General features: G+C 37.7%; 14 protein-coding genes. 6 read left to right on the top strand and 8 right to left on the bottom strand.

Features of this window, described 5'->3' with window-relative positions:
* Positions 1 to 61: 61 nt before the first annotated feature.
* On the bottom strand, positions 62 to 796 hold the full coding sequence (locus P3L56_RS10310; protein ID WP_042843767.1) for a type IV pilus major pilin: 735 nt from the start codon (positions 794 to 796) through the stop codon (positions 62 to 64).
* Positions 797 to 1429: 633 nt separating this feature from the next.
* Here P3L56_RS10310 and P3L56_RS10305 point away from each other — a divergent pair.
* Positions 1430 to 1681, top strand: coding sequence for a hypothetical protein (locus P3L56_RS10305; protein ID WP_042843768.1), 252 nt, complete (start codon positions 1430 to 1432; stop codon positions 1679 to 1681).
* A 125-nt stretch (positions 1682 to 1806) separates the two neighbouring features.
* Here P3L56_RS10305 and P3L56_RS10300 read toward each other — a convergent pair whose 3' ends face one another.
* Positions 1807 to 2070: a DUF3811 domain-containing protein gene (locus P3L56_RS10300; RefSeq protein ID WP_042843769.1), complete on the bottom strand. Its 264-nt coding sequence runs from the start codon at positions 2068 to 2070 to the stop codon at positions 1807 to 1809.
* A 159-nt stretch (positions 2071 to 2229) separates the two neighbouring features.
* Here P3L56_RS10300 and mnmH point away from each other — a divergent pair, with 159 nt between their 5' ends.
* Positions 2230 to 3321 carry a tRNA 2-selenouridine(34) synthase MnmH gene (gene mnmH, locus P3L56_RS10295; RefSeq protein WP_071548847.1) on the top strand — a complete coding sequence of 364 codons (1092 nt, stop codon included), beginning with the start codon at positions 2230 to 2232 and terminating at the stop codon, positions 3319 to 3321.
* Positions 3322 to 3383: 62 nt separating this feature from the next.
* Here mnmH and P3L56_RS10290 read toward each other — a convergent pair whose 3' ends face one another.
* The 4 genes from P3L56_RS10290 to alkB form a co-directional block, all read right to left on the bottom strand.
* Positions 3384 to 4028 (bottom strand): LysE family transporter, encoded by a 645-nt coding sequence (locus P3L56_RS10290; RefSeq protein WP_272685994.1) that lies wholly within the window; start codon positions 4026 to 4028, stop codon positions 3384 to 3386.
* Between the two features lie 107 nt (positions 4029 to 4135).
* A complete protein-coding gene (locus P3L56_RS10285; protein WP_042843771.1) occupies positions 4136 to 4597 on the bottom strand; it encodes a YaiI/YqxD family protein in 462 nt (153 codons plus the stop codon).
* Positions 4598 to 4991: 394 nt separating this feature from the next.
* Entirely contained in the window at positions 4992 to 6017 is a 1026-nt protein-coding gene (locus P3L56_RS10280) for a threonine aldolase family protein (protein ID WP_166684937.1), read from the bottom strand.
* Between the two features lie 187 nt (positions 6018 to 6204).
* Positions 6205 to 6840, bottom strand: a complete 636-nt coding sequence (alkB, locus tag P3L56_RS10275) for a DNA oxidative demethylase AlkB (RefSeq protein ID WP_071548093.1) — start codon at positions 6838 to 6840, stop codon at positions 6205 to 6207.
* Between the two features lie 264 nt (positions 6841 to 7104).
* On the opposite strand from alkB, the gene P3L56_RS10270 reads away from it, so the two are divergent.
* The 3 genes from P3L56_RS10270 (at position 7105) to P3L56_RS10260 (ending at position 9199) form a co-directional block, all read left to right on the top strand.
* A complete protein-coding gene (locus P3L56_RS10270; RefSeq protein WP_210831780.1) occupies positions 7105 to 7494 on the top strand; it encodes a RidA family protein in 390 nt (129 codons plus the stop codon).
* Positions 7495 to 7521: 27 nt separating this feature from the next.
* Positions 7522 to 8487 (top strand): threo-3-hydroxy-L-aspartate ammonia-lyase, encoded by a 966-nt coding sequence (locus P3L56_RS10265; protein ID WP_071548092.1) that lies wholly within the window; start codon positions 7522 to 7524, stop codon positions 8485 to 8487.
* A gap of 82 nt (positions 8488 to 8569) precedes the next feature.
* Positions 8570 to 9199, top strand: coding sequence for a transcriptional regulator (locus P3L56_RS10260; protein WP_129465915.1), 630 nt, complete (start codon positions 8570 to 8572; stop codon positions 9197 to 9199).
* A gap of 10 nt (positions 9200 to 9209) precedes the next feature.
* Here P3L56_RS10260 and P3L56_RS10255 read toward each other — a convergent pair whose 3' ends face one another.
* Positions 9210 to 9746 (bottom strand): metallophosphoesterase, encoded by a 537-nt coding sequence (locus P3L56_RS10255; RefSeq protein WP_129465914.1) that lies wholly within the window; start codon positions 9744 to 9746, stop codon positions 9210 to 9212.
* Positions 9747 to 9991: 245 nt separating this feature from the next.
* Here P3L56_RS10255 and P3L56_RS10250 point away from each other — a divergent pair, with 245 nt between their 5' ends.
* On the top strand, positions 9992 to 10882 hold the full coding sequence (locus P3L56_RS10250) for an alpha/beta fold hydrolase (RefSeq protein WP_210831781.1): 891 nt from the start codon (positions 9992 to 9994) through the stop codon (positions 10880 to 10882).
* Positions 10883 to 10933: 51 nt separating this feature from the next.
* Here P3L56_RS10250 and P3L56_RS10245 read toward each other — a convergent pair whose 3' ends face one another.
* On the bottom strand, positions 10934 to 11818 hold the full coding sequence (locus P3L56_RS10245) for an ATP-binding protein (RefSeq protein WP_071548846.1): 885 nt from the start codon (positions 11816 to 11818) through the stop codon (positions 10934 to 10936).
* Between the last annotated feature and the right edge of the window lie 27 nt (positions 11819 to 11845).

Here is an 11845-nt window from a genome sequence, read left to right as displayed (position 1 = left end):
ATTTCTCAAAACCTCTCTAATTAAAGAGAGGTTTTATTAGCGAGTTATTAGTCTCTATTTATTAACGACTACCTAAAATAACTGCGTTAGTTGGCGAATCGACACAAACTGTTGCGATGTCATCTGGCTTAATGTTTTTATTACCATCGGCATGCAATGAGCGCAGGATAGGTGAATCATCTGTTATTTCTACAGCGAGATTTTTTGGTGTTGCAGTCAAGCTACTTGCTCCAGCTGCTGCTACACCGACTTCAACGTAATCCCATAAATTTCCTGATTGGGAAATAACCGCACGGCACTGCTCTTGATTAAGTCCATTTAATTCCACAACAAACCCACGCAGCCCCGTTGCTGGCTGCCCCGTTACTGTCATGGCTCCAGAGATCGCAATAAAGTTATTAGAAATATTATTACGCGCTTCGTCTGTCGAAACTTTGCCTAACTGAACTAAGCGTGCCACAATTGCTGTAGATTCTTTTGCGTCTTTAATTGACTCAAATGTATAGTTCGCAGAATCTGTTCCTGCCTCTGCTGGGTAACCTGGAGCGCGTTGATAAGCTTCTTTAGCTGCAATACGTATTGAGTTTGTATTGCTCACTAAGTCTGAGATTGCACGGCTATCGAATGCACGTTGTGCTAATACGACGACACCTGCTGCAATTGTTCCGACAATGCCTAATACAATGATAATTTCGAGTAATGTCATACCACGCTGATTTTTTACTTCGTGGTATTTGGATACTTTTTTTAGGAGTTTCATTTTTAAATTTTGAGTCTGTTGATACACTTTGAACATAGTTATTCCTCAAATATTGATTTGATATGTTTTTATAAATTCAATAACATTGATAAATTATATATTATTTAAATTAGTTACTCTCTTTATTAATAGTAACTCTATTTATTACCTTTCAAGATTTTTATTTTGTTTATATTAAATGTTTATTGGCTGTATCCTTTTATCACTACCTCTCATTGCAATAATTATTAGTTCAAATTATTTTTCAGTCAACATGGTTTTATTATTATAAATTTAATTGTCGTAATCACCTTGTAATCTTTATTAACTTTTATTTAATATCTTATACATAAAGCATATTTAATATGTATGCACCATTTATCTATTCAGTATATAAAAACCCACCGATTAGGATTATTCCTAATCTATTTTAATTTAATAAGAAATATTCAGTTACATTATTTATGAAAATACTACCGATTAAATATATACAATTAAATAATATTAATATATTTTACTCTTTATTCGGCTAAATACTCCTATTCGGGATAATAAACGTGCTTTGTATATTGCTTATTTATTATCACTTGAGTAATTCTGTTTTTTAGTCGAAACACTACTTTTACTACCAATTACCGCTATTACTATCGTTAGTTGTATGGTAAATAGCCCTGATATGAGACTATAAACATGACATATCCAAAATTATCCTTTACTGGCACTTCATTTAGCTCTAATCATGAGTCTACTATTAATTCAAAACCTGCACCAATTGCTAAACAAGATTTGAAAAAGGCAAAATTAATACAAGTTCCTATGATATATATTGATGCATTTGAAAATATTAAAAATGAAGGGTATACCTCCCTCTCCTTCTCTTCATATCTAATCGAAGCGTTAAAAGAAAAAATCATTTGTGATGTCTCTCGATTAGATTCATAGAATTATATTTAACGTTTTAACCTAATAAAAAATCGCGTATTTATTCATGCTCAAATACGCGATTTTTTATTTTTAACTACACTAACAAATAAAATAACCTACTAACTATTCTTACTAATAATTAGTTATCGATAACCTTTTTTATGGTTTGCCGAAGACCAACTGTAAGTTTGGTCACTTGGTATTAATTTATCTTTTTTCTTTTGTGCTCGAAGTTTCTTTGCTTGCTTATCAACTTCAATAGATATTTCGGTAATGATTTGCTTTTTGACTTTATTTTGCTCAGAGTTGGTTAATTCACGGCCAAGTTTTTTTCTTTCTTGCGCCAACTTACTACGAACTTGCATCTTTTGAGTTTCGGTCATCTCTTGGATGGTTAACATCTTCATTGTCTCGCCCCTTACTCATATTGAAATACCCAACATCAATATAGCATCATTATACGCCAAAGTACTATTAAGCCTTTTTAATCTTAACATTAAGTGCCAAGTGATAAGATTAGGAGTATAGTTAGCCTTATTGCAACTTTAATGAATACCACAGTTATTATGGAATTAACTCCCTCTTCAAAAAATATTCGGCAATTACTGGCGACTGACAGCACGTTAATTGATGTCAGGGCTCCTATCGAATTTCAACAAGGTTCGATGCCAAGTGCGATTAATATCCCTTTAATGAATGATGATGAACGCAAAGCAGTTGGCACTTGCTATAAACAAGAAGGGTCTCATCAAGCACTCACATTAGGGCATCAGCTTGTGAGTGGTGAGATAAAAGAAGCACGCTTAGCTGCTTGGAAAGAAGCCTGTCTCAGCCATAAAAGTGGCTATATTTGCTGTGCTAGGGGGGGAATGCGGTCGCATATCGTTCAATCATGGTTAAAAGACATTGGTATTGAATACCCTCTCGTTGCAGGAGGCTACAAAGTATTACGGCAAGCCGCAATTGATGCAATCAATGAATTAACACTACGGCCTATAATTTTAATTGGTGGCTGTACTGGTAATGGCAAAACAACGCTTGTTCATAACTTAGCAAATGGGATTGATTTAGAAGGAATTGCTCATCATCGCGGGTCGTCTTTTGGTCGCACATTACAACCCCAATTTCCTCAAGCCACATTTGAAAATCATTTGGCAGTTATGCTACTAAAAAAAGCAGAACATCATAACCGCTGGGTTTTAGAGGATGAAGGTCGTGCAATTGGTTCTAATAGCCTACCCAGTGTACTCAAAAGTCAAATGGACTCTGCTACTATTGCGGTGGTTGAAGACCCCTTTGATGTACGGCTCGAACGCCTTAAACAGGAATACTTCGACCGTATGACACATGAATTTCTTAATGTATTTGGGGAGGAAAAAGGCTGGCAAGAATACAGCGAATATTTACACCACGGTCTCTTTGCTATTCGTAAGCGTTTAGGTTCACAGCGTGCAATTGAATTAACTCGCTTATTAGATCTTGCTCTTGCAGAACAAAAAGTGACAGGTGACACTCAAGCACACTATTCTTGGCTATGCCCTTTACTCAATGAATATTATGACCCTATGTATCTCTACCAATTAAGTAAAAAACAACAGCGGATTATTTTTCGTGGAACTTATGAAGAAGTTGAATATTGGCTAACGTCTCAGCACTGATTTTAGATCCATATCATACAAATCCCATGCTCAAAACGGTGAAACTGTATAGTTGTCATCTGCTATCTTTTAACAACAAGTTCAGTTACACCTTGGTAAATGAGCCTTGATGCTAGCGTACCTAGTACTATACCAACCGCTTTTCCTACTATTTTATGAATGCGTGAATACATTCTTCTGACTGACGTCATCGAGAAAGTTTGGCATAAAATAATTCGCCATATTAATGATGCGATGATAATACCGAACCAAATGACGAGCTTGGTCCATAAAGGAGTAGAAGGTGAAATAGTTGTTGAGAAAATACTCATGAAAAACAAAACTGTTTGCGGATTAGATAAATCAGAAATCACCCCCCGCCTGAAATAAACACCGGAAGGAAAGCTTTCGACAATGTTTTCTGTAGATAAATTAAGCTGCGTCCTATTTTTAAAAACGGTTATGGCATAGTAAAACAGGTATAAACCACCAAGAATTTTGATCAATGAAAATAATAAACCAAATTCAGACATTAGGGTAACTAAACCAAATAGACCTAACCCGGAATAAATCGCATTACCCAATACAACACCATAACCACAAGTTAACCCCGCTTTTTTACCCGAACTTAATGTTGTTTGCACAACAATAAACAGGTTTGCGCCAGGGTTAAAAAAAGTTAAGACAAACAAAAATAGAGTGATAATAATGCTGTGCAAAGGGTCCATAATTTTGTATTCAAAAATTTAGGGATAACCATTATAGACATAAGATTATTAGCAACTCTATTTTAATTTGCATGTTTTCTGAGCTAAATCAGCAAATTTATTTCCTATTATAGACTTAATGACTTTTTACGGTGTAATAACCATTTGTCTAACTCATTTGCAAATTGCTGCCTATCACGTTGATTTAAACTTGCAGGCCCCCCTGTTTGAACGCCACTTGCCCGCATGGTATCCATAAAATCACGTATATTAAGGCGTTCACGGATCGTCGCCTCACTATAACGCTCCCCACGCGGATTCAAGGCAGAAGCTCCTTTTTCCATCACCTCTGCGGCTAACGGTATATCCGCCGTAACAACAAGGTCGCCTACTTGTGCACGTAAGACAATTTCATTATCCGCAACGTCAAAACCTGCAGAAACTTGCAACGTTTTTAAAAACGGTGATGGTGGAACTGTTAAGCGCTGATTGGCAACAAACGTTATTTGCACATTTTCCCTATCCGCCGCACGGTATAAAATTTCCTTAATTACTTTAGGACAGGCATCCGCATCAACCCAAATTACCATTATTGTATCCAGAATAGTCAAAAAATAGGGCTCATGATTATAACAGAGAATAGAAACAACGAGTGTGGATTTATAAGCGAGTCAACTAGAACAGATGAAAACAGGATACAATATTGACAATTTCATCACTATTTTATGTCAGGTTACCCCACCATACTCAGGGTTTTAAAAATAAACGTATTTATTTTCTATATTGGTGTCTACGCCATCATAATTTTGTTGCGGCCAGTCACAGTGGCCTCTTCTTTTAAGTCTCAGATAGTATATCGACAACAGATAACACCAACCGATAACATTAACTAAAGTAGCTCATTGAACAGCCCGTTATACGTAAAAATAACAGGATAGAGCAACCAATAAAATAAGGTTATCGACTGGTTTACTGACTGTATTTTTAACTTAATGTATGAAAAACTTGTTTAAATTTATCGATATCTTGCTGGGTTGTTGACCAAGCCGTACAAAACCGTACGCACGTTGTTTCCGTTGTGGGGTTACCAATTTTGCTCAGTTGGTAATGCTTTAATAAATTATCAGCAAGGCTGTTTGGTAAAATAACGAAAACTTGGTTTGATTCAACGGGAGCTAAAAACTCAAACCCTTGTTCCTCAAAAAATAAGGCTAACTGAGATGCCATCTCATTAAGGTGATGACCAAGCTCAAAATATAGCTCATTATTAAACAGTGGCTCAAACTGTGCGGCCAATAACCAACCTTTAGCTTGTAACCCCCCTTTTTGCTTGATGCTATAACGAAAATCAGATTTTAATGCTGGGTTCAAAATAACCAGTATTTCCCCCGTTAAAGCCCCTATTTTTGTACCGCCAATATAGAAAACATCTGTGACTGCAGCAATATCTTCAATGGTTAAATCACTTGCTTTAGACATTAACCCCGATGCAAGACGTGCGCCATCTAAAAAAAGGAGTAACCCATGCTTATCGCAAACCTCACGTAATGCAAGTAACTCATGTTTACGGTAAACGGTGCCTATTTCTGTCGAATTACTGATATACACTAATTTTGGCTGCACACTGTGTTCATCATTATGCTCAACCAGCACATTCGCAACCAGTGTTGGCGTTAATTTCCCTGATGGTGAGCTCACCGTAATCACCTTATGCCCCGTTGCTTCGATCGCACCAGTTTCATGCGTAGCTACATGCCCACTATCAACAGCGATCACCGCTTGGTGCGGGCGTAAAGCATGGGAGATCACGGTTAAATTGGTAACAGTGCCGCCATTAAAAAAATGAATATCCGCATCAGGTTGTCCAATACGTGCTTTAACTTGCTCAGTGACCCGAGAACAAATTTCATCTGTGCCGTAACCTTTAAAACGTTTTCCTGCTAAGTCATTCAGGGTTTTCATCACTGCTGGATGGGCTATTTCATTGTAATCATTTAAGAAGCTATACATTCATTCACCTATTAATACTGGACAAAACCATTTTATAGCCACTATTTATAGGTGTATCTTATTAATTATTCAACAAAATTTTTATTGGGATGCGTTTCAAGTTGCTTACGTAGCTTTCAATTTTCTGAAGCTAAATATGCAGCTATTTATCACCTATTTCCCCCCTTTAGTTGGAATACAACCGACACTAGTTTTGGGTACGGCGAAAAGTTAAATTAAAGCGATAAGGGCCAAGTAGTGGGTGAGTCCCTGCTTTAATACGCCTTATACCATGGTAATTTAACCGTGATTGTCCTCCCCAAACCACCACATCGCCATGTTCTAAATGGATAGCTTGTTTAGCGGCATCCCTTGTTATCCCTCCAAAGTCAAATAGCGCAGGTAGCCCCAAAGAAAAAGAGACAATTGGATGAGAATAATCGGCTTCATCTTTATCTTGGTGCAAAGATAATTTTGCCCCGATAGCATAACGATTAACTAGGCAAGCATCAGGTTTAAACCCATCAAAACCGACGCTATTTGCAGCTGAAGTCGCTAACTGACGGAAAATAGCTGGCATTGATAACCAAGGTAAATTAGTGACAGGGTCACGCTGACTATAACGATAACCTTGTTCATCCGTTACCCATCCCCAATCCCCACAATTAGTCATCGCAACTGACATGTGATAACCACTTGGTGTTTTCATGTGCCTTAAAGGATTCGCCTTGAGTACAAGGTTCAAATCCTTCAATAACCCTTGGCTATGCCCTAATAAAAAGCCTTTTAATAAATAAGCATCAGGGGCAATCTGAATGGTGTTTTCTTCTTCGGAAAATAGCATATCGACCACTTCTCATTATTAGCTGCTAATAAAAATAATACTGCTGCCCGCTATACTACCCCAAAACTTTCGTTAACACCGGATAGTGTCGCTTTTGCTAACCATGTTACTGAAAGATGTTCTTTACATTAATCGAATAGCTTTGCTCACGTTTAAACGCAGACCTCATGTTATTTAGATGGAAAACATTGACTAAACATATAATCTAATATTAGACTAAAATTCCAATACAAGACCACCGTTGTGATAGATAACAAGGTAAATATGAACCAATCAATTAAATATGTGAATGCCTCTAAATTAATTCCCCCTAAAGGGCATTATTCTCATTGTGTTAGCGCTAATGGGTTTGTTTTTATATCGGGGCAATTACCTATTGATGCTTTGGGTAATGCCGCCACAAACATGTCTTTTACCGAGCAAACCAAGCTTGTGCTCAATAATTTGCAAGCCTGCCTAGATACCGTCAATTGTACTAAAGCCAACTTGGTGCAAGTCCGTATTTATATTACCGATATGAATAACTGGAATAGTTTTAACCAAATTTATGCTGAGTGGATCGGTAATTACCGCCCCGCTCGTGCTGTTGCTGGGGTTGCAGAGCTCCACTTTGGCGCCGCATTAGAAATCGAAGCCACCGCTGTATACGCTTAAAATTTGATAATTTATTGAGGTAATATCATGACTGAGTTAACTTTGCCAAGCTATCAAGATATTGAAGATGCCGCCCAACGTATTTTAGGTTTTGCCCATAAAACGCCTGTATTAACATCAACCACTGCAAATAAACAATTTGGGGCTGAATTATTTTTTAAGTGTGAAAATTTCCAGCGTATGGGTGCATTTAAATTTAGAGGCGCATTCAATGCGTTAGCACAATTAAGTCCAGAACAAAAAAAAGCAGGTGTTATTGCTTTTTCATCAGGTAATCATGCTCAAGGTGTTGCTTTGGCCGCACAGTTACTCGATATCCCAGCAACAATTCTAATGCCAAATGATTCCCCTGCAGTCAAAGTAGCTGCCACCCAAGGCTACGGGGCTAAAGTTATACACTTTGATAGATATACCGAAAACCGCGAGCTACTTTGCCAACAACTCGCTAAGCAACATGGGTTTACCATTATCCCGCCCTATGACCATCCACATATTATTGCTGGCCAAGGTACTACTGCTAAAGAACTCATAGACGAAGTTGGGCCATTAGATGCCCTTTTTGTGTGCTTAGGTGGTGGTGGTTTGCTCTCAGGCTGTGCTATTGCCACAAAGCAACTACTCCCTGATTGCCAAATATATGGTGTCGAACCACTTGCGGGTAATGATGCACAACAGTCATTTTATCGCGGTGAAATTGTACATATTGATACCCCAAAAACCATTGCAGATGGTGCCCAAACCCAACATTTAGGCCATTATACTTTTGAAATTATTAAAAATATTGTCAATGATATTTTTACCGTTACTGACCCGCAATTAATCGACTGTATGAAGTTTTATGCTGAACGCATGAAAATTATCGTTGAACCAACGGGTTGCTTATCTTATGCAGCAGCTCTGGCTAACAAAGAACGACTGCAAGGTAAACGAGTGGGGATTATTGTCAGTGGAGGGAATGTGGATATTCATCACTTTGCTCAGTTAATATCCTAACCCCATAATTGCCTATCACCTATTAGATACATTAAAAATAGTTTAAAATTAGGGTTTCGATACAAGATAATAAGGGGGAATAATGTCAGACCTAAAAGAAAATTCATTACTTGCGCAAATAGATATTATAGCAAAAGGATTAAGTGAAACATTTGCCCCTTTTTGTGAAGTAGTGGTTCATGATCTTAAAAAACCTGAACATTCTATTCTCTCTATTCATAACAATTTATCTGGTCGCCAAATTGGTGAACCTACAACAGAGTTAGGCCTTGCAAGAATTGAGTCTCCTGATTTCCCAAATATCATAGCCAATTATACCAACCAGTTTACGGATGGACGCCCAGTAAAAAGTACCTCGATTGGTATAAAGGATGATTCTGGGCAATATGTCGCTGCGCTTTGTCTTAATTTAGATATGACGCTATTCAGGGGAATGCAAAGTATGTTGTCTCAATTTATCGAAGTGGGAAATAGCCCTATAAAAGAACATATTGAACCCAATGGCACAGAGGCAATTCGCATCCGTATTGACCAATATGCAGCTTCGTTAGCTACCACAGCGCGTACTTTAAAAGTTGAGGAACGGAAAAATTTAATTGAGATATTACGAAATGAAGGCTTACTGGATGTAAAAAAAGCAATGGAGACTGTTGCTCAACACCTTGGGATTTCAAGAGCTTCGGTGTATTTATACGCTAAGAAAGCAAGCTAGTTTTGCTTCCTTAGCCATTTACTTTTTTTAAAATACTTTTAATGCTTATTGGGTAAAAATCATTTACATCAACACCCACATTGATTGCACGTGAACCCAATATTTCTAAGCGTTTACGTTGCTCAGGGTCTTTACCTGAATTATGTACATGCCCATATAAATGAATAGCGTCACGGAAAAAACCTTGCCATTCTAAAATTGGGTAGTGAAATAACACAAATTTTTGCTTTTGGTATTCCAATTCATAGTAGCTTCGTACCCATTCAAATAAGGTCGTGTCAAACTCTGGATCATCCAAAAATTTATCATGGTTGCCCCGTATGAGATATTTCTTCCCAGCTAAACGACGTAATATTTTATTTGCATCACTGCCGTTCCCTTTATATAAAAAATCACCCAATATGTAGATCTCATCATAGTCCGTAACATAAGCATTCCAGTTATGAATTAAAGTATCATTCATGTGGTTAGTGCTTCGAAAAGGTCGATCACAAAGATTAATTATATTAGAGTGACAAAAGTGCGTATCTGAAATAAAGTAAATCATATAAAACCCGAAAAAAGATATTAATTGTCATTATGTTAAAAATGATAGTATACAAATAAATATGCGCTATCCCCTATATCATAACGTACTTGTAATTAATAACCTTACAGAATTGACCTAAAAATCCAATTCCTCCTACATAGAGGTTAGCGTTAATTGTTGATAGTTTTTATCTGTTTTTATCACTCGCATTGGACGCGAAATTGCGGCATAAATAATACAACATTCAAAATATCGGAAACAAAATGACCAATCCTTCCTCAATTTCTCTTTTCTATGATTCATTTGGTGTAGCGAAAAACCCTGCTGTTGTGTTGATCCCAGGTTTGGGTGGCCATAATATCAGCTGGACTTCGGCGTTTTGCCAACAAATTGCAGATGCAGGCTTTTATGTTATACGTGTTGATAACCGTGATTCAGGATTGTCTTCCCACATCGAACATTTTCCACCAATCGTTTTAAGTGAATTGATTGGAAAAATGCAAACTGGGGAACAATTTGTTATTCCTTACACTTTATTAGATATGGCTGAGGATATAATTCGCCTACTCGACTTATTATCTATTGATAAAGCACACATAATTGGCCGCTCAATGGGGGGGATGATTGCACAGTTGGTTGCTGCGAATTACCCGCAACGTATACTATCCCTTTGCCCAATTATGTCTTCATCAGGGAACCCCGACCTGCCACAAAGCGAACCCGATGTAATGCAAATGCTGATGAGCCCAAGCCCCAACCCTAAAGAAAATTTAGAGGGGTACTTAAGCGGTCAATTAGCATTTTACCAACGCATTAGTTCCTCTATTTGCCCATTTGATGAAAATTATTATCGGGATTATGTACTGCAAGCGCTTGCTCGAAATTATTCCCCAGAAGGAACTAAACGGCAAATGGTTGCTGTGGCTATGACGGGTGATCTTCGGCCTTATATCAAAAGTATAGATGTACCAACATTAGTTATTCATGGTTCCATTGACCCTTTGTTCCCATTAGCTGCAGGTCAGGATATCGCAGAGAATATAGTGAATGCAAAATTAGAAATCATTGAGGGTATGGGGCATGAAACACCTCCGGCTCTAAACTCACAAATTGCAACTCTGATTATTACTCATTTAAAGCAGAACCAAGTTTAGCTTGGTTAGTACCTATTTATGGCTCTATAACTGAGCCATAAATATAGGTGATTATAACCATCCTTGTTTTTTATGTTGCGCACAAATGGGGCAAATATTGATGTTTTCTTCCCAAGATGAAAATGGTAGATGGCAAGTATGGCACTGACCATCATAATAGTTAAAACTAATCGGTTCGCTATTTTTAGCCGTATGCGCGTGGACATGAATAGATTGCGGGAAACAAACTACTTGGCAGCTCATACACCCCGTACACCGCTTTTCATCTATTAAAAATTGGTTATTTTCGATGTTTATCGCATGTTCATCACAAACTTTTGCACAAGCACCACATAAAATACAGCTTGCTGTATCAAGCTCTACTCTAAACCAGCTATCCTCAGGGTAAAATTGTTTCCTTGCATTTAACCCCGTTTTTACTTGGCCTTTATCTAACGGTTTCTCGTCCAATTTTTGACGGAATAACATCATTCGACGCCCGGTATCCACCTGTGCCGGCTGTACAATACGTAATTGCCAAATCGGTTCTTGTAGCGTTTTTAACTTTAAATTCAATGAGGCAACTGTTGGCAGCCACTTGTCTACCAAAGGCTCTGCTATCTGTATGCCGCGAATGCCATATTGCCGGTGCCAAACAATTAACTCATCTGCATTGGCGACAGGTTCATCGTGGTTAACCACCAAAAAGTCACCTTGATAGGTTCGTTCATGAGGAGCAATATTCTCAATAGCGTCAACAGGGCAAGAAAATAAACAGTTACCACATTGAAAGCACAGTTCATTATCAATTGCAGCTGCCATATGGCTAAAAGACACCGCACCAACCGGACAACTCGTCGCACAATTGTCACAAATACTATTTTTTAATCGTTTTCTGACACAGTTATTATTAATTGTTGGCTCTGGTGGAAGTTCTAGATTAATAAAACGTCTCATCATTCTGCACTCCCATCGTAGCAATAA

The organism is Providencia sp. PROV024 (assembly GCF_032709665.1).
Taxonomy (GTDB): Bacteria; Pseudomonadota; Gammaproteobacteria; order Enterobacterales; family Enterobacteriaceae; genus Providencia; species Providencia huashanensis.
This window is presented reverse-complemented; position numbering and strand designations above follow the sequence as displayed.